General features: G+C 70.7%; 20 protein-coding genes. 14 read left to right on the top strand and 6 right to left on the bottom strand.

Annotated features, from left to right (window positions below):
- Positions 1-703 precede the first annotated feature (703 nt).
- Both AB0D34_RS43740 and AB0D34_RS43735 read right to left on the bottom strand, forming a co-directional pair.
- The gene (locus tag AB0D34_RS43740) at positions 704-1,141 is read right to left on the bottom strand and encodes a DUF2637 domain-containing protein (protein WP_362672931.1); all 438 of its coding nucleotides are present in this window, start codon (positions 1,139-1,141) and stop codon (positions 704-706) included.
- 244 nt (positions 1,142-1,385) lie between these two features.
- Positions 1,386-2,765 carry a glycoside hydrolase family 43 protein gene (locus tag AB0D34_RS43735; protein WP_362672929.1) on the bottom strand — a complete coding sequence of 460 codons (1,380 nt, stop codon included), beginning with the start codon at positions 2,763-2,765 and terminating at the stop codon, positions 1,386-1,388.
- A 291-nt stretch (positions 2,766-3,056) separates the two neighbouring features.
- Between AB0D34_RS43735 and AB0D34_RS43730 the strand changes: the two genes are divergently transcribed.
- From AB0D34_RS43730 to AB0D34_RS43720, 3 genes are all read left to right on the top strand, one after another.
- Positions 3,057-4,481 carry an amidase gene (locus AB0D34_RS43730; protein ID WP_362672926.1) on the top strand — a complete coding sequence of 475 codons (1,425 nt, stop codon included), beginning with the start codon at positions 3,057-3,059 and terminating at the stop codon, positions 4,479-4,481.
- 25 nt (positions 4,482-4,506) lie between these two features.
- Complete coding sequence (locus AB0D34_RS43725) at positions 4,507-4,725, top strand: hypothetical protein (RefSeq protein ID WP_242436198.1); 219 nt, start codon at positions 4,507-4,509, stop codon at positions 4,723-4,725.
- Between the two features lie 132 nt (positions 4,726-4,857).
- Positions 4,858-6,333, top strand: a complete 1,476-nt coding sequence (locus AB0D34_RS43720; protein ID WP_362672923.1) for an SPFH domain-containing protein — start codon at positions 4,858-4,860, stop codon at positions 6,331-6,333.
- A 75-nt stretch (positions 6,334-6,408) separates the two neighbouring features.
- On the opposite strand, the gene AB0D34_RS43715 is transcribed toward AB0D34_RS43720, so the two are convergent.
- The gene (locus tag AB0D34_RS43715; protein ID WP_362672921.1) at positions 6,409-6,846 is read right to left on the bottom strand and encodes a hypothetical protein; all 438 of its coding nucleotides are present in this window, start codon (positions 6,844-6,846) and stop codon (positions 6,409-6,411) included.
- 50 nt (positions 6,847-6,896) lie between these two features.
- Here AB0D34_RS43715 and AB0D34_RS43710 point away from each other — a divergent pair, with 50 nt between their 5' ends.
- On the top strand, positions 6,897-7,352 hold the full coding sequence (locus AB0D34_RS43710) for a type II toxin-antitoxin system PemK/MazF family toxin (protein WP_362672918.1): 456 nt from the start codon (positions 6,897-6,899) through the stop codon (positions 7,350-7,352).
- Positions 7,353-7,416: 64 nt separating this feature from the next.
- Here the strand turns inward: AB0D34_RS43710 and AB0D34_RS43705 are convergent, their stop codons facing one another.
- Entirely contained in the window at positions 7,417-8,247 is an 831-nt protein-coding gene (locus AB0D34_RS43705) for a TIGR02452 family protein (RefSeq protein ID WP_362672916.1), read from the bottom strand.
- 289 nt (positions 8,248-8,536) lie between these two features.
- Here AB0D34_RS43705 and egtA point away from each other — a divergent pair, with 289 nt between their 5' ends.
- The 5 genes from egtA to AB0D34_RS43680 all read left to right on the top strand — a co-directional run bounded on the left by egtA (position 8,537) and on the right by AB0D34_RS43680 (position 13,593).
- Complete coding sequence (egtA, locus tag AB0D34_RS43700; protein ID WP_362672914.1) at positions 8,537-9,826, top strand: ergothioneine biosynthesis glutamate--cysteine ligase EgtA; 1,290 nt, start codon at positions 8,537-8,539, stop codon at positions 9,824-9,826.
- On the top strand, positions 9,823-11,178 hold the full coding sequence (egtB, locus tag AB0D34_RS43695) for an ergothioneine biosynthesis protein EgtB (RefSeq protein ID WP_362672912.1): 1,356 nt from the start codon (positions 9,823-9,825) through the stop codon (positions 11,176-11,178). The genes egtA and egtB overlap by 4 nt, the downstream gene beginning before the upstream one ends.
- Positions 11,178-11,957, top strand: a complete 780-nt coding sequence (gene egtC / locus AB0D34_RS43690) for an ergothioneine biosynthesis protein EgtC (RefSeq protein ID WP_362672909.1) — start codon at positions 11,178-11,180, stop codon at positions 11,955-11,957. Before egtB ends, egtC begins: the two co-directional genes overlap by 1 nt.
- On the top strand, positions 11,954-12,916 hold the full coding sequence (gene egtD, locus AB0D34_RS43685; RefSeq protein ID WP_362672907.1) for an L-histidine N(alpha)-methyltransferase: 963 nt from the start codon (positions 11,954-11,956) through the stop codon (positions 12,914-12,916). Before egtC ends, egtD begins: the two co-directional genes overlap by 4 nt.
- Positions 12,917-13,377: 461 nt before the next feature.
- The gene (locus AB0D34_RS43680; protein ID WP_362672905.1) at positions 13,378-13,593 is read left to right on the top strand and encodes a dodecin; all 216 of its coding nucleotides are present in this window, start codon (positions 13,378-13,380) and stop codon (positions 13,591-13,593) included.
- A gap of 26 nt (positions 13,594-13,619) precedes the next feature.
- Here AB0D34_RS43680 and AB0D34_RS43675 read toward each other — a convergent pair whose 3' ends face one another.
- A complete protein-coding gene (locus AB0D34_RS43675) occupies positions 13,620-14,111 on the bottom strand; it encodes an HAD family acid phosphatase (RefSeq protein WP_362672902.1) in 492 nt (163 codons plus the stop codon).
- Between the two features lie 127 nt (positions 14,112-14,238).
- On the opposite strand from AB0D34_RS43675, the gene AB0D34_RS43670 reads away from it, so the two are divergent.
- The 4 genes from AB0D34_RS43670 (at position 14,239) to AB0D34_RS43655 (ending at position 17,339) form a co-directional block, all read left to right on the top strand.
- Positions 14,239-15,444: a right-handed parallel beta-helix repeat-containing protein gene (locus tag AB0D34_RS43670; RefSeq protein ID WP_362672899.1), complete on the top strand. Its 1,206-nt coding sequence runs from the start codon at positions 14,239-14,241 to the stop codon at positions 15,442-15,444.
- Between the two features lie 54 nt (positions 15,445-15,498).
- Positions 15,499-15,909: a (2Fe-2S) ferredoxin domain-containing protein gene (locus tag AB0D34_RS43665; RefSeq protein WP_362672897.1), complete on the top strand. Its 411-nt coding sequence runs from the start codon at positions 15,499-15,501 to the stop codon at positions 15,907-15,909.
- 67 nt (positions 15,910-15,976) lie between these two features.
- The gene (rpmF, locus tag AB0D34_RS43660) at positions 15,977-16,147 is read left to right on the top strand and encodes a 50S ribosomal protein L32 (protein ID WP_330262935.1); all 171 of its coding nucleotides are present in this window, start codon (positions 15,977-15,979) and stop codon (positions 16,145-16,147) included.
- A gap of 7 nt (positions 16,148-16,154) precedes the next feature.
- Positions 16,155-17,339, top strand: coding sequence for a GTP-binding protein (locus AB0D34_RS43655; protein ID WP_362672895.1), 1,185 nt, complete (start codon positions 16,155-16,157; stop codon positions 17,337-17,339).
- Here the strand turns inward: AB0D34_RS43655 and AB0D34_RS43650 are convergent.
- Complete coding sequence (locus AB0D34_RS43650) at positions 17,321-18,028, bottom strand: nucleotidyltransferase domain-containing protein (RefSeq protein WP_362672892.1); 708 nt, start codon at positions 18,026-18,028, stop codon at positions 17,321-17,323. The genes AB0D34_RS43655 and AB0D34_RS43650 overlap by 19 nt on opposite strands.
- Before the next feature lie 47 nt (positions 18,029-18,075).
- Here AB0D34_RS43650 and AB0D34_RS43645 point away from each other — a divergent pair, with 47 nt between their 5' ends.
- The gene (locus AB0D34_RS43645) at positions 18,076-19,074 is read left to right on the top strand and encodes an LLM class flavin-dependent oxidoreductase (RefSeq protein ID WP_362672889.1); all 999 of its coding nucleotides are present in this window, start codon (positions 18,076-18,078) and stop codon (positions 19,072-19,074) included.
- Positions 19,075-19,082 lie beyond the last annotated feature (8 nt).

The raw sequence follows: 19,082 nt of genomic DNA, 5'->3' as shown, positions 1-19,082 counted from the left end.
CGTCCAGGCCGTCGCCCACATGCACAACCTCGCCCTCGCATCATGACCAGAAGACCGCGATCATGGGCCCTGACCTGCCCGAACACCGCCTTGTGCAACACCCTTTAGGCACCGAGAAGGCATGACGGTCCACAATCCCTCCAGTAGCGCGGGATTCATGCGGTATGCGCACAGGAGCGGGTACACGTCCACCGAGCAAGTGCGGCGGGAACAACTGCCCCTGAAGGCCGTCAAGTTGTTTAACAGGGCGAGAGCGCCAGCGCGGTCGGGTCATGCGTCGCCTCGTGCGCCGAGTCGCATCGCTGCCACCGCCCGCCGCAGTGGGTCGCACGCGTGGCTACCCCGCCTGGACCAAGCCGTTGTTCGCCCCGAGGTCGACGATATCGATGCCGATGAGGTAGACGGTGAAGACGATCCACAGCCAAGGCCCGCGTCGCCGTCCCAGTCCCAGCCGCCGGGCACGGGCCAGGAGTTCGGATCGACCAGCGCCGTAGCGATGAGCTCCATGGCCTCTTGACGGTCGTCGGACAGCTTCGCCAGAGCCTCCTCGACTTCAAGCGCAAGACCCACCGTTACCACAGCGAACTCCCGCGCTCTCCCCCAACGGCACGGGAGCCTCGTGCGTTGCGGGCATCGATGCCGGCCCATCCAGGTCGTCTGCTTCGCCGACCCAGCGGTCCCCTGTCCGTTGGTGCCGACCCTCTCACAAGTGCAGCAACCTCCCTCGCCCGAGCCGGGCCGATATGCAGCTCCTTTCGCAGCGTCTCGGCTGAAGCGGGACGCTGGTGCAGTTGCCGGTGCCGGGCGTCGAGCATCCGGGCCTTCTCCAACAGCGATCTGTCAGCTGACCGCCCAGAGCCTCCGGCGCCTTTCCGAACGCTGTCTCGAGATGCTGTTCCCTCTTGCGGTCATCCGGCGCCGGCGCCGCGGCGACATTCGCAGCCAACGACACAGCGATCCCCAGCAGAAAGGCCGACCACGCGGCCCAACGCGCACGGCGCGCGGTCGACCCTGGATGCCTCAGCAGTCCGATCGCCGCCAGAAGCAGCAACCCGTCGACAGACAGCGGCCACAGTGAGGCACTGACGTTGTCCGCGCCCCCCCTGCAGGGCGAACTCGCGCTGATGGACGTATGAGGCATGGGCGGCGACCCCTGCGACTACGAGAGCACACAGGGGCCGCACCCATGCTTCAAGATCGATGACGCGCCGATCACCAGGGTGCGCAACTTGTCTCTCGAGCCCGTCATCCGGCCCCCTCACGCGGCCATACAGCGAGGCAGGGACAGCTGCCAGACACCATGATCGTTGCACATCTATTGCACATTCTCGCGGGAACTCCAGATTGGCCTCCCACGGAACACCCCAGGTCAGAGGGTGTGCAGGTCAGGCCCAGGAAGTCACCGGCACAAAGGAACTGTCCTGCCGGAACAGATCCGTCCCGTCCGTCCGGTCCACCCGGAGCTGGTAGTTGTAGTGGCGCAGGTAGTACCCGGGATAGTTGTACGACTCCCAGCGGATCGAGCCCGACGACGAGCCCGTGCGGGCGATGAAGGTCGCGTCCTTGGCGAAGGTCGAGGTGCCGTCGTTGGTGTCGAAGCGGCCGCGGAAGTCCCAGTGGCGCAGGTAGTTGCCCAAGGAGTCGCGGAAGGAGTAGGCGTTGGCGTCGGCGAGGCCCGCGACGACCGTGAAGGTGGACGCCGTCTTCTCGGCCGAGGTGCTGGAGCTGGTCACCACCGGGAGGTTGAGCAGCGAGGACTGTATCTGCCAGTAGCGCGTGGAGAAGTTGGCCGACCGGAAGGACCGCGTGACGTTCTTCGCGAGCGAAGGACCGCCGGACACCGTCTCCTTGATGACCGTGAAGTGGCGGGCGGTGCCGGAGACGGCCGGCAGCGCGGTCGGGGTCGACCACGTCGCGAACGCGTTGTAGCTGTCGCTGTAGTAGTAGTTCCCGTCGCCGTAGCCGTCGAAGAAGATCCGCCAGCCGCCGTTGTCGAGCTGGATCACTGACGGGCCCTCGCGGTAGCTGCCCCAGCCGGCCCAGTCACCCGTCCTGGAGATCGTGTACGGGCCCGTCAGGGAGGACGCCGTCGCGTACTCGATGTACTTCGTCGTCTCGTTCTTGGTGAAGGCGTGGTACGTAGAGCCGGTCTTCACGATGTACGTGTCGATGTGGTTCGCGCCGATGCCGGACAGCGCGACCGGTGAACTCCAGGCCGTCAGGGCCGAGTTCGTCGCCTTCAGCCGGTACGGCGTGAAGATCCACTCGTCGCTGGTGAGCGAGCAGGACACGATGACGTTCACGCTGCCGTCGCTGTCGACGAACCACTCCGGCGCCCACGCGCGGGACAGGTTGGCGATCGGGACCGTGTAGTCGTACAGGAAGGTCCAGTTGGACCGGTCGGAGCTGCGCGCGAAGCCGATGGTCGTGCTGACGTCCTGCCAGGTGTGGGTCGTGTAGGTGACGTAGTAGTAGCCGTCGGTGTGCCTGAAGACGCTCGCGTCGCGGATTCTGTTGCCGGGCGGGGTGTAGGCGGAGGACTTCAGGAGCCGGAAGTCCGTGGCGTCGTCGGACTGGTAGACGTTCACGGTGCCGTCGTTGCTGTTGAGGAACGGCACGATCGTGTAGCGGGTCGCGGAACCGCTCGGTGGGGCGGCGGCGAAGGCCGCGCCGGGCAGTTCGCCCAGCAGGACGGCCGAGGCGGGCAGGGCCGCCATCGCGCGCAGCAGGGTACGGCGGGACGGTGTGGGGGGTCGTGTGGTCACGGCGGCTCTCCCTGGGGCGAGGACACAGCGCGGCTCGAGATGTCCGACATTCCGAACAAGGTTCGGAAAGTCGATCAGAAGGTAGGGCCGTGACCGGGACGCGTCAATGGTTTGCGCATGACCTGCTGAGCGTTGTGAGGCAGCTGTGGCGCCCCGCGAACCGCCGCTGTCACCTGGGTCGTTCCGGCGAAGCGCTTTCGGACGTTACCGTTCGGTAGGCAACGTCGTCCCGGAGTCCCGGAGTCCCCGAGTCCCGGAGTCCCGGAGTCCCAAAGTCCCGGAGGTGCCCGTATGACGCACGACCGTTCCGCAGGCCTGGCGGAGACCGCCCGTGCCCTGGCCGACGGCACGATCACCTCCCGGGCCCTCGTCGAGCAGACCCTGGCGCGGATCGGGGCCTCGCAGGACTCGCTCAACGCCTTCCGGATCGTACGGACCGAAGCCGCCCTCGCCGAGGCCGAGGCGGCGGACGCCCAACTGGCCACCGGAACGAGGAAACCGCTGCTCGGCGTGCCCGTCGCCGTCAAGGACGACATGGACGTGGCCGGTGAGCCCACCGCGTTCGGCTGTCAGGGGGACTTCCCGGCGGTCGCGAGGGACGGGGAGGCGGTCCGGCGGCTGCGGGCGGCCGGGGCCGTGATCATCGGCAAGACCAACACCTGCGAGTTCGGGCAGTGGCCGTTCACCGAAGGGCCCGCCTTCGGGGCGACCCGCAATCCGTGGAGCCCCGAGCACACACCGGGTGGCTCGTCGGGCGGTTCCGCCGCGGCCGTCGCCGCCGGTCTGGTGCCTGCCGCGCTCGGCTCGGACGGGGCGGGATCGGTACGGATCCCCGCCTCCTGGACGCACCTCGTCGGCATCAAGCCACAGCGCGGCCGTATCTCCACCTGGCCGCGCGGCGAGTCCTTCCAGGGCATCACCGTCAACGGCACACTGGCCCGCACGGTCGCCGACGCGGCCCTGCTCCTCGACGCGGCCGGCGGCAACCACGACCTGGACCCGCACCGCCCGCCCGCCGTCGACGCCTTGGCGGCGGTCGGCCGCGACCCCGGAAGGCTGCGCATCGCGCTCGCCCTGAAGCCGCCTTTCACCGCACTGCCGGCCCGGCTCCAGCCCGAGGTACGCGCACGGGTCGTCGAACTCGCCGAAAAACTCGGCGCCTTGGGACACACCGTCGAGGAGGCCGATCCCCCGTACGGGCAGATCGGGCTCACCTTCATCCCGCGCGCCACCGTCGGCCTCGCCGAGCGCGTCCGGGAGGCGCCCTTCCCCGCGCTCCTGGATCGCCGCACCCGTGAGGCGGCCCGGCTCGGCGGACTGCTCGGTGGGCTCCCGCTCAGGGTGGCGCGGCGCGCGGAGGCGGTCCTGCACCGCCGTATCGGGGGGTTCTTCACGTCGTACGACGTCGTCCTCGCCCCGACGACGGCCGCTCCGCCGCCGCGCATCGGGGCGATGCTGGAGCTGAGCGGTCTGGCCACCGACCGGTCGATGATCGCGGCCTGTCCGTACGCCTGGCCGTGGAACGTGCTGGGGTGGCCGGGGGTCAATGTGCCCGCCGGGTTCGTCGGCGGGGGTCTGCCCGTCGGGGCACAGTTGCTCGGTCCTGCGAACAGTGAGCCGCTTCTGCTCTCGCTGGCGGCCCAGTTGGAGGCGGAGTTGCGCTGGCACGAGAGGTGGCCGCCCCGGCAGGTCGCGGTGGATTCCCCCGCCGCGTGACGAGAACCGCCCGTACCCTGTGACCATGGACGATGCGTCGATGGTCGGGCTCATGGGGCGGGTCACGGGGGCGATCGGGCCGGGGCTCGTCGGTGAGGTGATCGTCCGGGTGCGGGGCGGCGCCGAGCACTTCCTCGCCTACCCCGCCTCCGGCACGGACCGGATCGAGCGGGGGACGGTGGTGATGGTGGTGGAGTATCTGCCGCCGAGGACGGTCTACGTGCAGGCCGCGTACGACAGTTGAGCCTGCCAACGCCCAGGTGAGAGCGTTTGTATCAAGGTTTCGACAAGGATTCGCCGGCGTCTTCTCCCGGGCCTCGAACAGGCGCACACTCCCTTCGTTCGGTGCCGAAAGGGCACCATTTCAAGGGGGCGTATGCCGATGGTTGTCGGCGTCGTTGCGGGGGTGGCCGTTGGTGCCATCGCCGTTCTGATCGGTCTGTTCAAGCTGATGTGGCGTGTCGCGGAACCCAACGAGGCACTGATCATCTCGGGCTCCAACCACAAGACCGAGGGGCTCGAAGCGGGCATGGGATTCCGCATCGTCACCGGGCGCGGCACCTTGGTGCTGCCCGGTGTGCAGGCGGTGCGCAAGCTCTCGCTCGACCTGAACGAGACCGAACTGCATGTGGACTGCGTGACCCACCAGGGCATTCCGCTCAAGGTGCGGGGCGTGGTCATCTTCAAGGTGGGCGACGACTTCGTGTCGATCGCCAACGCGGGGCGGCGCTTCCTCGACCAGCAGAAGCTGATGTCGGAGCGCGTGCACAACGTGTTCGCCGGTCATCTGCGGTCCATCGTCGGCGGGTTGACCGTCGAGGACATGATCCGCGACCGGGAGAAGCTCACCGGGCAGACCCGGGCCGCCTGCGGCACGGAGATGGAGAAGCTGGGGCTCATCGTCGACTCCCTGCAGATCCATGAGATCGAGGACCCGACCGGGTACATCCAGAACCTCGCGATGCCGCACGCGGCCGCCGTCCAGCGGGACGCGCGGATCGCCCAGGCGGAGGCGAACCGGCTGGCCACCGAGGCCGAGCAGCAGTCGTTCGCGCGGATGGCGCAGGCCACCCGGGACAGCGAGATCCTTCAGGCCGGCTACCAGGCCGAGCGGGACAAGGCGGGCGCCGCGGCGCGCCAGGCCGGTCCGCTGGCCGATGCCGCGGCCCGGCAGGAGGTCGTCGTCCAGGAGACCCGGGTCGCCGAACTCGAGGCGCACCGGCGGGAGCAGCAGCTCCAGGCGGACGTCCGCAAGCCGGCGGACGCCAAGGCCTACGAGAAGCGCACGCTCGCCGAGGCCGAGCGTGACGCGCGGATCTCGGGCGCCGAGGCCAAGGCCAAGGAGACCGAGCTGGCCGCGGCGGCCGAGGCCACCCGGGTCAAGGCGGCAGCCAGTGCCGAGGCCGAGGCGACCAAGGCCCGCGGTACGGCCATGGCGGCCTCCACCCGGGCCACCGGTGAGGCCGAGGCCGCCGCGGCTCAGGCCAGGGGACTCGCGGAGGCCGAGGCCGCCAGGGCGAAGGGTCTCGCGGAGGCGGAGGCCATCAAGGCCCGCGCCGCCGCCCTCGCCGAGAACCAGGAAGCGGTCGTCGCCCAGCAACTCGCCGAGAACTGGCCGGAGATCGTCAAGGCCGGCGCGTCCGCGTTCGGCAACGTCGACAACATGGTGGTCCTCAACGGCGCGGACGGCATGGCGGACATGTTCGCCAAGGCGCTCACCATGGGCGGCACCGGACTGGGTCTGGCACGTCAGCTGCTGGCGTCGATGAACCAGAACGGGCAGCCCGTCAACGGCACCTCGCTCAACGGGGTGGCCTCACCGCCCGCCCAGAAGGTGCCGGTGCAGGAGTAAGGGCCGGGCGGTCCGGGGCCTTTGGAGAAAAGGGTCCCGGACCGCCCATGTGCACAGCGTGCGGACCCCCCACGTTCACCGCCTGAGCAGCGTGAGCAGCGTGACGCCCAGGCCGAGCAGCGCGACGACCTTGGCGGCCTCGAAGACGACGTAGAAGAGGTGACCGCGCGAGCGGGGCAGGTCCTCGCCGGCCAGGACACGGTCGGAGCGCCGGTTCAAACGGGGGCGGATCACGGCCAGTTGGCCGACCAGCAGCACCATCGCGGCCACGGTCCAGCCGATGGCCCTGCCCGGTGCGTCACCGGCGGCGACCGCCACGACCACCACCGTGGCCAGGACGCACTCCGCGAGGTTCAGGGCCCGGAAGACCAGTCGCCCGATGCCCAGGCCGATCCGGACGGTCACTCCGGGGGCGCGGAACTTCAGCGGTGCCTCCAGGAAGGAGATCGCCAGCACCATCCCGAGCCACACGAAGGTGACCGCGCTCGCCGTCGCGCTCGCCGCTGCGTTCATCCAACCGACCGTACCGCTCGCCCGGTTCGGGGACGCCTTAAGGTTCCGACGTGACTGCGTTTACCCATGACACCGATGAGAACGTCCCCGGCCGCTTCGGCGCCACCGCCACCACCGAGGCCGACCCCCGCGAGGTCGGCAAGGTGCGCACCGAGTACTCCCCCGCACACGACGGCGACCCCGACCCGGGGGAGATCGTGTGGACCTGGGTGCCCTTCGAGGAGAACGACGGGCGCGGCAAGGACCGTCCCGTGCTCGTGGTCGCCCGGGAGGCGGGCGGCACCTTCCTCGCCGTCCAGCTGTCGAGCAAGCGGCACGACGGGGACCGGGAGTGGGTCGCGATCGGCGGCGGCCCCTGGGACAAGTCCGGGCGCGACTCCTGGGTGGACGTCGACCGAGTCCTGCGCCTCCACGAGGACGGCATGCGCCGGGAGGCCTGCGCCCTCGACCGCGGCCGATTCAACCTGGTCAGGCAGCGGCTGCACGAGCGGTACGGCTGGACCTGACAGCTACGCCTTCAGGAGCAGGCGTTCTTCGGGAAACGCCCGTACGCACCCCTTCCCCTGACGGCTACCCCTTCAGGACCACGCGCTCCTCGGGAAACGCCCGTACGAACGCCTCCCGCACCACCTCCCCCCGCGTCCGGTCCAGCACCCCGAACACCACGTGCTCGAAGGCACCGCTGAACCGTCCGCCGGGTCCGAGGAGCGTCCGGAACGCCCCCGCCACCTGCGCGGGGTCGTTCTGGAAGACCCCGCAGCCCCAGGCGCCCAGCACCAGCCGCCGGTAGCCCTCCGCCACGGCCACGGACAGCACCTGACCGGCGCGCGCCGACAGGGCCCTCGGCAGCTCGGCGGCCCGCTCGGGTGCCGTCCGCCGCACCACCCCGGCGTTCGGTGCCGCCGCCGTCAGGAAGCCCACCAGGTGCGCCGAGTCCAGCAGCCCGCCGCGGTCGTCCCGGAACACCGGCACGGCCGGTGAGTGGATGACCCGGTCCGTGTAGAACGGGTCGCGATGGGCCCGGTGATGGTCGTAGAACTCACGGGCCCGAAGCTGGCAGGTGTACAGCGCGGAAGCCCGGCACAGGGCCTCTTCCTGGGCCTGGGCGCCGTTCAGATAGCCGCCGCCCGGATTGCGGGCCGAGGCGAAGTTCAGCACGGCCACCCGCCCGCCGAGCCGACGAGCCGCCTCCAGGCTGCTCTCGCCCGTGACCTCGAAGAACGTGTCCCCAGTGGCGAAGGCCGGCGCCGCCACAGGCTCCGGACCATACATGCGCGTCCCCGCCCGCGCCGCCGCGATCTCGGCGCCCAGGGACACCTCGCGGCCGTCCGGCGCGCGATAGCGCCCCGCCGCGACGATCAGTTCCGTCTCCTGCGCGATCCCGCGCAGACGCGCGCTCACGGCGCCACCCCCGTAAGCGCCGTGACCGCACGCCCCGCGGTCTCCCCCGTCGTGCTCATACAGGAAGCGTCGGCGATTCAGGTGATGCGGTGCAACAGATTTTCCGGCGCCCGGCACAGCCGGAAAACACCTCGAAAACCCCGGGGAAACGGAGATCCACAGCCCCTAATGCGCAGATGTGCCCCCTTGTGCGGAACGGCACGAGGGTCTTGGGTGGGACGAGCGTTGCCGGTTCGACCCACCTGATCCCCGGACCGGTGGCATGGTGGAATCTCAGGAGGATCCCGACATGTCCGACTCTCTGGGCGACTGTACGAAGCCTCGTACGTCGCTACCGGAAGCAGAGCTCGAGGCCCTGGTCCGAGGCATCTGCTTCAAGACCGGCCCGCCCCGCCGCATCGGGGTGGAAGTGGAATGGCTCGTCCACGAGCTGCGCAGCCCGCGGCTCCCCGTCACACCCGAACGACTCGCGGCGGCCTACGCCGCACTGCGGACCGTGCCCCTGAAGTCGGCACTCACCGTCGAACCGGGCGGCCAGCTGGAGCTGAGTTCTCAGCCCGCCGACTCCCTGATGGAGTGCATCGGTACCGTCTCCGCCGACCTCGCCGCCGTCCGGGCGGCCCTCGCCGAGCACGGTCTCGGCCTCGTCGGCCTCGGCCACGACCCCTGGCACCCGCCCCGCAGGTTCCTGCACGAACCGCGCTACGACGCCCTGGAGACCTGCCTCGACCGCACCGGCCCGGCCGGGCGCGCCATGATGTGCACCTCGGCCTCCGTACAGGTGTGCGTGGACGCGGGATACGAGGAGCCCGGCCCGCTGGGTCTCGGACGCCGCTGGTTGCTGGCCCACCAGCTGGGCCCGGTCCTGGTGGCCGCCTTCGCCAACTCCCCCCTCGCCGGTTCCGAGCCCACCGGCTGGCTCTCCACCCGCCAGCTGCGGTGGACGGAGATCGGCAAGGACCGGGCGGGCGGTCCGTCCCTGGACACCGACCCCCGCACCGCCTGGGCCCGGCATGTCCTGGACGCGCCGGTGATGTGCATACGGCGGGACAGCGGCCCCTGGGACGTCCCGGAGGGGCTCACCTTCCGGGAGTGGGCCAGGTCGGGGGAGCCCCGGCAGCCGACCCGGGAGGATCTCGACTACCACGTCTCGACCCTGTTCCCGCCGGTCCGGCCGCGCGGCCATCTCGAACTGCGCATGATCGACGCGCAGCCCGGCGAGGACGGCTGGATCGTCCCGCTCGCCGTGACGACGGCACTCTTCGACGACCCGGAGACCGCCGAGACCGCCTACCGGGTGGTCAAGCCGCTGGCCGAGCGCACCCTGTCCCTGCCCGCCCCCCACAACCCGTTGTGGATCGACGCGGCCCGTCACGGCCTGGCCGACCCCGAGCTGCACGAGGCGGCCATCGCGTGCTTCGCGGCCGCCCTGGAGGCCCTGCCCAGGCTCGGCGCCACTCCGGAGGTCACGGACGCCGTCGAAACGTATCTGCACCGCTATGTGATCCGGGGCCGCTGCCCCGCCGACGATCTGCTGGACCGCACGCACGGTTCGCTCGGGAAGGAAATCCGCACATGACCGACCCGTCCGTCGACCCCTCCGTCGACCCCTCCGTCGACCCCTCCGTCGACCCCGAGGCCTTCCGCGAGCGGGCTGTCACCACGCTCGTCACCGCCCGGGACCGTACGACGCTGCTCACCAGCTGCGTCGAGGACCCCGACCTGACCGCCCAGCACTCGCCGCTGATGTCGCCGCTCGTGTGGGACCTCGCCCACATCGGCAACCAGGAGGAGCAGTGGCTGCTGCGGACCGTCGGCGGGCAGGAGGCGATACGGCCCGACATCGACGGCATCTACGACGCCTTCGAGCACCCGCGCTCCGAACGCCCCACCCTGCCCCTGCTGTCGCCCGCGGAGTCCCGGCGCTACGCCGCCGAGGTGCGCGGGCGGGTCCTCGACATCCTGGAGGGCAGCGCGCTGCACGGGACCCGGCTCACCGAGGCCGGGTTCGCCTTCGGGATGATCGCGCAGCACGAACAGCAGCACGACGAGACCATGCTGATCACCCATCAGCTCCGCAAGGGCCCCGCGGCCCTGACCGCCCCGGACCCGGAACCGGCCCCGCTGTTCACCGGCCCGGCCGAAGTCCTGGTCCCCGGGGGCCCGTTCACCATGGGCACCTCGGACGAGCCGTGGGCGCTGGACAACGAACGCCCGGCGCACCGGCGGGAGGTGGACGCCTTCTACATCGACACCACTCCGGTGACGAACGCCGAGTACCAGGCGTTCATCGAGGACGGCGGCTACGACGACGAGCGCTGGTGGGCGCCGGCGGGCTGGGCGCACATCCGCCAACACTCCATCCACGCCCCGCTGTTCTGGCGCCGCGACGGCAAGCAGTGGCTGAGGCGTCGCTTCGGCGTCACCGAGGTCGTGCCGCCTGACGAGCCGGTGGTCCACGTGTGCTGGTACGAGGCCGACGCCTACGCCCGCTGGGCCGGACGGCGGCTGCCCACCGAGGCGGAGTGGGAGAAGGCAGCCCGCCACGACCCGGCCGGCAACCGCTCCATGCGCTACCCGTGGGGCGACGCCGACCCCGCGCCGGAACACGCCAACCTCGGCCAGCGACACCTGCGTCCCGCCCCCGCCGGAAGCTATCCGCAGGGCGAATCCCCGCTGGGGGTACGCCAGTTGATCGGTGACGTGTGGGAGTGGACGGCGAGCGACTTCGAGCCCTACCCCGGGTTCCAGGCGTTCCCGTACAAGGAGTACTCGGAGGTGTTCTTCGGCCCCGACCACAAGGTGCTGCGCGGCGGGTCGTTCGCCGTGGACGCGGTGGCCTGCCGGGGCACGTTCCGCAACTGGGACTACCCGATCCGGCGGCAGATCTTCTCCGGCTTCCGCACGGCCCGTTCCGCGGGAGCCGTCTGATGTGCCGTCATCTGGCCTACCTGGGACCCGAGGAGCCGCTCGGCCAGCTCCTCGTGGAGCCCCCGCATGCCCTGTACCGCCAGTCGTGGGCACCTCGACGGCAGCGGTACGGCACCGTCAACGCCGATGGTTTCGGGGTCGGTTGGTACGCCGAGGGCGACCCGACACCGGCACGCTACCGGCGGGCCGGGCCGATCTGGGCCGACCTCTCCTTCGCCGATCTGTCACGGGTCGTGAAAAGCCCCGCGATCCTGGCCGCCGTCCGGGACGCGACCCTCGCGGGTGCCGACGCCGAGGCGGCCGCGGCGCCGTACGCCTCGGGGCCCTGGCTGTTCAGCCACAACGGCGCGGTCAAGGGCTGGCCAGGCTCCCTGGCCCCCCTGACCGCCACCCTGCCGCCGGCGGAGCTGCTGTCGATGGAGGCCCGCAACGACTCGGCGTTCGTGTGGGCCCTGGTGCTGAACCGGCTGCGCGGCGGCGACGAGGAGGGCCAGGCGCTGGCCGACACGGTCCTGGAGGTCGCCGAGGCGGCCCCCGGCTCCCGGCTCAACCTCCTGCTGACCAACGGGGAGTCCATCGCCGCGACCGCCTGGGGCGACACCCTCTGGTACCTCCAACGCCCCGGCACCGGCACGGTCGTGGCCTCCGAGCCGTACGACGACGATCCGCACTGGCACGAGGTCCCCGACCGCACGCTGCTCGCGGCGAGCCGCACCGACGTCCTGCTCACGCCGCTCAAGGAACCGTCCGTGGAACCACTCGAGGAGCCCCACACGTGAGTCCGTTCCTGCTGACCCGCACCCTGCCCGAGGACGCGACCGAGGCCGCGCTGCGCGCCGACGTCCTCAAGGGCCTGACGCACACGCCCAAGACGCTGCCGCCGAAGTGGTTCTACGACGCCCACGGCAGTGAACTCTTCGAGCAGATCACCGAGTTGCCCGAGTACTACCCGACCCGCGCCGAACGGGAGATCCTCGTCGCGCGCTCCGGCGAGATCGCCGCGGCGACCGGTGCCCGCACCCTGGTCGAGCTGGGCTCCGGCTCCTCGGAGAAGACCCGGTATCTGCTCGACGCGCTGACCGGGCTGCACACGTACGTGCCGGTCGACGTGAGCGAGAGCGCGCTCACCCAGGCCGGGCACGCCCTGATCGGCCAGCGCCCCGAGCTGAGCGTGCACGCGCTGATCGCCGACTTCACGGCCGGGCTGACCCTGCCGGAGACACCGGGTCCGCGCCTGGTGGCCTTCCTCGGCGGCACGATCGGCAACCTGCTGCCGGTCGAGCGCGCCGCGTTCCTGTCCTCCGTCCGCTCGCTGCTCTCCCCGGGTGACGCGCTGCTCCTCGGCACGGACCTGGTCAAGGACGAGGATGTGCTGGTCAGGGCGTACGACGACGCGGCCGGGGTGACGGCCGCGTTCAACAAGAACGTCCTGACCGTCGTCAACCGCGAACTGGGCGCCGACTTCGATCCCGGCGCCTTCGACCACGTGGCCCTCTGGGACGCCGAGAACGAGTGGATCGAGATGCGGCTGCGCTCCCGTACGGAACAGACCGTGAAGGTCCCGGCGCTCGACCTGGCCGTCGACTTCGCGGCGGACGAGGAGCTGCACACCGAGATCTCGGCGAAGTTCCGCAAGGAGGGTGTCCGCAGTGAACTCTCCGCCGCCGGGCTGGAGTTGGCCCATTGGTGGACGGACAGCGAGGGACGGTTCGCGCTCTCGTTGAGCGTGGTGCGCTGAGGAGACATCCGAAGCCGTGGGCGAGGGGCCGCGCGGCAACGCGGTCACCCTCGCCGTTCCCGGCCGTGGGTTGGAACCAGTGTGAACCCGGGATCCTCGACGACCCGTGTCGGGCCGCTGGTCGAGCGATACCGGGCACCGTCTCATCCCCGCGCACCTGGCACATCAGGGGCCCGGGAACGGATCTGACAGAACGCCGCCCACGATTGGTTGGAGGTCACCTCATCCTGCCTCCACGAACCTCGTCGGCGCGACCCACCTGGACAGCCGGCACGACACGGCGCGCTATCGCGAGGCGATGGACTGCCTCAGCGTCCAGGCGTCGAGCGCGCGCCACACCCGACGGGTGCTGGAACACGCGCGTGACCGGTTCTGAGCACCGGCCACCTCGCGCTCGGCGCCCGCTTGGGGCACGGTGGTGGAGGTGTGACACAGCCGTCACGGCGGAGAGGAGTACCCGCATGTCGAACCACACGTACCGGGTCACGGAGATCGTCGGCACCTCGCCCGACGGCGTCGACCAGGCGATCCGCAACGGCATCGCCCGTGCCTCGCAGACCCTCCGCAATCTCGACTGGTTCGAGGTGACCCAAGTGCGGGGCCAGATCGAGGACGGACAGATCGAGCACTGGCAGGTGGGGCTGAAGGTCGGCTTCCGCCTGGACGAGTCCGACTGACGGCTGTCAGGCCCGACTGACGGCACTCAGGTCCGCCCCTCCCCCTCCTGCGCCACCTTCAGCGCGGCGGAAGGGGCGGTCCAGCGTGCCCGTACGACGGTGAAGCCGGCGCGTTCGGCGTCCTGGCAGACCAGCTCGTCGTCGTCCACCAGCACCCGGATCTCGCGGGTCCTGGCGAGCTGCTTGAGGATCTCCAGTTTGGTGCGCCGGGCGGGCCGCCGGTCGTCGTTGCGGCGCATGTGGACGCGCCCCTCGGGCAGTCCCTGCGCGGTGAGCCAGGCGAGCGTGTCCCGTCGGCAGCGCTCGGGCCGCCCGGTGAGGTAGACGATCTCGCACTCCTCGGCGCTATCCAGCACCAGCGCGATGCCTTCCGGGATGGGCGGATCCGCGGGCGCGGCCGCGAAGAAGGCGTCCCAGTCACGCGGCTTGCGCTCCAGGAACCGCTGCCGGTGGGCCGTGTCGGCGAGGGTGTTGTCCAGGTCGAACACGGCGAGCGGGGGCTTGTCGCTGTCGGTCACACGGCCACCCTAGGGCCTGGCCTGCGGATGAGGTCGGCTACGGGCAACAGCCCCGACCCCGGCAACCTTCCCGCCCCGGGCGACCACTGCCCCTCGACACAGCAGTCAGGCCGAGGCGGGAGACTTCATGCGTGTGAACAGGGCGATCTGGACGGCGGCACTGGCGGGCGCGACCCTGTCCGTCGCCTTACCGGCTACCGAGGCGTCCGCGGCGCCGACGACCCTGGTGGTGGCGACGAACGGGAGCGACACCGCGCCGGGCACGCTCGCCCAGCCGCTGCGGACGGTCCAGCGGGCCGTGGACCTGGCGAAACCCGGCGACAGCATCGCCGTACGCGGTGGGACCTACGCGCTCACGGACAACATCACCATCGCCACCTCCGGCACCGCGTCCCAGCCCATCTCCCTGGGCGCCTACCAGGGCGAACGGGTCGTCATCGACGGCGAGCAACTCGCCGCGAGCCACACACCGGTCGGTGGCAGCATCCCGCGGGCCGAGCGCGGGGCGATCCACCAGGAGGCGTCGTACTGGAGGATCTCGGACCTGGAGATCGTGAACGGCCCTTACGGGGTCTACTGCGACGGCTGCAACGGCAACGTCTTCGCCCGTCTGAGGACCCACGACAACTACGAGTCGGGCTTCCAGCTCCAGGGCGCCTCCAGTGGCAACCAGATTCTGAACCTGGACAGTTGGGCCAACCGTGATCCGCGCAAGAACGGCGAGAGCGCCGACGGCCTTGCCATCAAGGAGGGTTCGGGCACCGGCAACGTCGTCCGGGGAGCGCGGCTGTGGAACAACGTCGACGACGGCTTCGACGACTGGAAGTTCACCTCGCCGGTGCTCATCGAGAACACGATCGCGTACGGCAACGGATTCAACCGCTGGAACTTCCCCGACTTCGCGGGTGACGGCAACGGCTTCAAGCTCGGCGGCGGCAGCCCGGCACCGGCGGTGGCGCACACCCTGCGCAACTCGATCTCCTTCAAGAACGCGGCGCACGGGATCACGGACAACGGCAACACCGGCGCCCTGGCCCTGACCCGCAACACCACGTGGGCCAACGGCGGTACGGGCTTCGACGCCGACATCTCGGGCGGCACGGCCCGGCTGACCGCGAACCTGTCCGTCGCCGACGCCAAGGCGGCTGCCCTGGGTTCGGCGACCGTCTCCAGCGGCAACTCCTGGGATCTGGGAGGCACTTGGAACGCCTCTTCGGTGCTGAGCACCGACCCGTCGGCGATCACCGGGGCGCGGTCGGCCGACGGTTCACTGCCGTCGGCACCTTCCTTCCTGGTACCTCGCAGCGGGACGGCCATCGGAGCGCGGTTCTGACACAGGGGCACCCCGCCCGCACCCCGTGATCAGTGCAGGCCGCATGCTTCTCCCATGTCCTCGACGCCCCGTACGTTCCTGACCGGCTCCGCCTCCTGCACCCTCGTCGTCTGCCGGGGCTGCTGCTGCGGCGACGCCCGCAAGCACCCCGGCACCGACCACGCCTGGCAGCTGGAGCTGCTGCGGGCCGGCGCGGCGGAGCACGGCTTCCAGGTGCGTACGACCGACTGCCTCGGCCCCTGCGACCAGGCCAACGTCATCGTCGTGCGCCCCTCGGCCGCCGGGCGCCGGGCAGGTGGCAAGGCCGCCTGGATCGGGTTCGTCATGGACGACGAGGGCACCGAGGAGGTCGTGCAGTGGGCGGCGGCGGGCGGTCCGGGGGTCGCCGAGCCGCCCCTGACGCTGGAGCTGCAGTTCATCGAGCCGCCACGGGAGGCGAGGGTGCGGTCCCGGCGCCGCCGCTGATTGTTAATGGGATCCATTTTCATGTAGCGTCCTCGGTGCTCACCCCGCCACCGAGGAGGTTCCCGCCATGGCTGTCCCCAAGCGGAAGATGTCCCGCAGCAACACCCGCCACCGCCGCTCGCAGTGGAAGGCCACCACCGCACAGCTGGTGCCGGTCACGGTCGACGGGGTCGCGCATCTCGTCCCGCAGAACCTGGTCAAGGCGTACGAGCGCGGCCTGCTGCGCCCCGAGGGCTGAGGACCGGATGTCGTACGACCGCCTCCTGCCCGTCACCGTCCTCTCCGGCTTCCTCGGGGCGGGCAAGACGACGCTGCTCAACCACGTCCTCGCCAACCGTGCGGGCCTCAGGGTCGCCGTCATCGTCAACGACATGAGCGAGGTCAACATCGACGCGGCGCTGGTGCGCGGCGGTGAGGCCGCGCTGTCGCGGACCGAGGAACGCCTGGTCGAGATGACCAACGGCTGCATCTGCTGCACCCTGCGCGACGACCTCCTCGAAGAGGTGGACCGGCTGGCCCGCGAGGGCCGTTTCGACCATCTGCTCATCGAGTCGTCCGGGATCTCCGAGCCCATGCCGGTGGCGGCCACCTTCGCCTTCGCCCGCGACGACGGCGCCACCCTCGGCGATGTGGCCCGCCTCGATACCATGGTCACCGTCGTGGACGCGGCCAACTTCCTGCCCGAGCTGGAGAACGGCGACGAGCTGGCCGAGCGCGGCCTCGCCCCGTTCGAGGACGACGAGCGCACGGTCAGCGATCTCCTCGTCGACCAGATCGAGTTCGCGGACGTCCTCGTCCTCAACAAGCTCGACCTGGTCACCCCGGAGGCGGCGGCCCGGTTGCGCGCGGCTCTCGTACGGCTCAACCCCGTCGCCCGGATCGTCGAGGCCGAGCACTCCCGCGTGGACCTCCAACAGGTCCTCGGCACCGGCCTGTTCGACCTGGAGCGCGCCCAGCAGGCACCGGGCTGGGTCCAGGAGCTCAACGGCGAGCACATCCCCGAGACCGAGGAGTACGGCGTCTCCTCCACCGTCTTCCGCTCCGAACTCCCCTTCCACCCCGGCCGGTTGTGGGACTTCGTGACCGAGGACCTGGACAGCGGGGCGTACGGGCGGATCCTGCGCTCGAAGGGGTTCTTCACCCTCGCCAGCCGCCCGCACGTGACGGGCCTGTGGTCACAGGCCGGTTCGGTGGCCCGCTTCGAGCCGTCGGCCGCACGGGACGCCGAGGCGCCGTACGCGCAGGAACTCGTCTTCATCGGAACGCAGTTGGACCCCGCCGAGCTGCACAAGGCGCTCGGTACCTGCCTGCTCGCCCCACACGAAGACGCTCCCGTGGTCGACCCCTTCCCCGCCTGGGAGACGTACGGCATCGACGAGACCTGCGACCACGAGGCCGCCGAAGCCCACGCTCACGCCGCCGTGTCGTAGAACTCGGCGCGGACCCGGCGCAGCCATGCCTCGGCCGGCCCCTCGTCGGGCCGGTCCGGCAGCGCACTGCGGGTCTCGGCGAAGGCGGTCTCGTACTGGGCCAGCAGCGCCCTGGCGTGCGCGGGGTCCGCGGCCACGGCGTCCCCGAAGCGGTGGTACTCCTCGGGATCCTCGACCCGCACGGTGAGCCGCCCGGTGGCGTACAGCTCCAGACCCTGGTGGCACAGGCGCTTGAGGTGCCGGGCGTGCTTGGCGGTGCGCGGGTCGCCGCTGCGGCTCTCCAGCTTCCTGAACTGCTGGGTGGCGTACCCGAGATACGCGTCCCGCACCCGCAGGGCGCTCAGGAACGACCCGCGGATGCCGATGAGTTCGTCGCCCAGCGGGGTGCGCACCTCGTACAGCTCGTCCGGCAGCCACACCAGTTCCATCACGGTCGGATTGCCGCCGAGGGCGAGCCGGCACCACTTCGCCGCCTCGTGCAGGGTGCGGTCGGGTGCCGTGGTGACGTGGGACTCCTTCGGCGTGTGCAGACCGAGCAGGGTCTCGGTGGGCGCGGCGAACATGCCGAGCCGGTCCACGTCGGAGCCCGCGCGGGCGAGTCCGTACGCGGTCGAGCCGACGACGCCGGAGAGCAGGATGTTCTGGAGGGTCACCCGGCCATTGTGCTGACCTGCGGTGATCGCGGTCATCAGGTTTTCCGGGGGAATACCGCATCCGGTCGGACGTTGAACCCTGTGTGAGTTCCGTGATCGCCGCCACCCGCTTCTCCGTCCTGGACCGCTCCCGCACCCGCGAGGGCGGCACGAACGCGCAGGCCCTGCGCGACACCGTGCGGCTGGCGCGGGAGCTGGAAGGACTCGGCTACCACCGTTTCTGGGTCTCCGAGCACCACGGCGTGCCCGGCGTGGCCGGTTCCGCGCCGACGGTACTGGCCGCCGCGGTGGCCTCGGCGACGGAGACGATGCGGGTCGGCACCGGCGGTGTGATGCTGCCCAACCACCAACCCCTGGTCGTCGCCGAGCAGTTCGGGGTGCTGGAGTCCCTGTTTCCCGGCCGGATCGACATGGGCCTGGGCCGCTCGGTCGGCTTCACCGACGGTGTGCGCAGGGCGCTGGGGCGCGGCAAGGACGACGCCGACGACTTCGCCGTACAGCTGGAGGAGCTGCTCGGCTGGTTCCGCGGGACCTCCCCGACGGGGGTGCACGCCCGACCGGCAGAGGGCCTGACCGTGCCGCCGTTCGTGCTGGCCATGGGCGAGGGCGCCACGATCGCGGCCCGCGCGGGCCTGCCGATGGTCATCGGCGACCTCAGGAACCGCGAGAAGATGCAGCGCGGCATCGACCACTACCGCAGCCACTTCCGTCCCTCCCCCTGGGCGCCCGAGCCGTACGTCGTCATCTCCGGCACCGTCGCCGTCGCCGCCACCGAGGAAGCGGCCCGTCGGCTGCTGATCCCGGAGGCCTGGTCGATGGCGTACTCCCGCACGCACGGCACCTTCCCGCCCCTGCCGCCCGCCGAGCGCGTCGAGACGCTGGCGATGACGGCCAGGGAACGCGGCCTCTACGAGTCCGGACTCACCGGGCACATCGCGGGCACCGAGGAGCAGGTCGCCCACGAGCTGGAGACGGTGCTGAAGGAGACGGGAGCCCAGGAGATCCTGGTCACGACCAGCACGTACGACCGCGAGGCGCTCCTTGACTCCTACGGGCGATTGGCGTCGATCACCACCGGTTAGAGTCGTTC

It is taken from the genome of Streptomyces sp. NPDC048420 (genome assembly GCF_040651535.1).
In the GTDB taxonomy this organism is placed as follows: Bacteria; Actinomycetota; Actinomycetes; order Streptomycetales; family Streptomycetaceae; genus Streptomyces.
This window is presented reverse-complemented; position numbering and strand designations above follow the sequence as displayed.

Coding starts and splice junctions, on each gene's coding strand:
- AB0D34_RS43740 (WP_362672931.1), bottom strand. CDS start 1,141: ATGCCTCATACGTCCATCAGCGCGAGTTCGCCCTGCAGGGGGGGCGCG.
- AB0D34_RS43730 (WP_362672926.1), top strand. CDS start 3,057: ATGACGCACGACCGTTCCGCAGGCCTGGCGGAGACCGCCCGTGCCCTG.
- AB0D34_RS43725 (WP_242436198.1), top strand. CDS start 4,507: ATGGACGATGCGTCGATGGTCGGGCTCATGGGGCGGGTCACGGGGGCG.
- AB0D34_RS43720 (WP_362672923.1), top strand. CDS start 4,858: ATGCCGATGGTTGTCGGCGTCGTTGCGGGGGTGGCCGTTGGTGCCATC.
- AB0D34_RS43715 (WP_362672921.1), bottom strand. CDS start 6,846: ATGAACGCAGCGGCGAGCGCGACGGCGAGCGCGGTCACCTTCGTGTGG.
- egtA (WP_362672914.1), top strand. CDS start 8,537: ATGTCCGACTCTCTGGGCGACTGTACGAAGCCTCGTACGTCGCTACCG.
- egtB (WP_362672912.1), top strand. CDS start 9,823: ATGACCGACCCGTCCGTCGACCCCTCCGTCGACCCCTCCGTCGACCCC.
- egtC (WP_362672909.1), top strand. CDS start 11,178: ATGTGCCGTCATCTGGCCTACCTGGGACCCGAGGAGCCGCTCGGCCAG.
- AB0D34_RS43680 (WP_362672905.1), top strand. CDS start 13,378: ATGTCGAACCACACGTACCGGGTCACGGAGATCGTCGGCACCTCGCCC.
- AB0D34_RS43670 (WP_362672899.1), top strand. CDS start 14,239: ATGCGTGTGAACAGGGCGATCTGGACGGCGGCACTGGCGGGCGCGACC.
- AB0D34_RS43665 (WP_362672897.1), top strand. CDS start 15,499: ATGTCCTCGACGCCCCGTACGTTCCTGACCGGCTCCGCCTCCTGCACC.
- rpmF (WP_330262935.1), top strand. CDS start 15,977: ATGGCTGTCCCCAAGCGGAAGATGTCCCGCAGCAACACCCGCCACCGC.
- AB0D34_RS43655 (WP_362672895.1), top strand. CDS start 16,155: ATGTCGTACGACCGCCTCCTGCCCGTCACCGTCCTCTCCGGCTTCCTC.
- AB0D34_RS43650 (WP_362672892.1), bottom strand. CDS start 18,028: ATGACCGCGATCACCGCAGGTCAGCACAATGGCCGGGTGACCCTCCAG.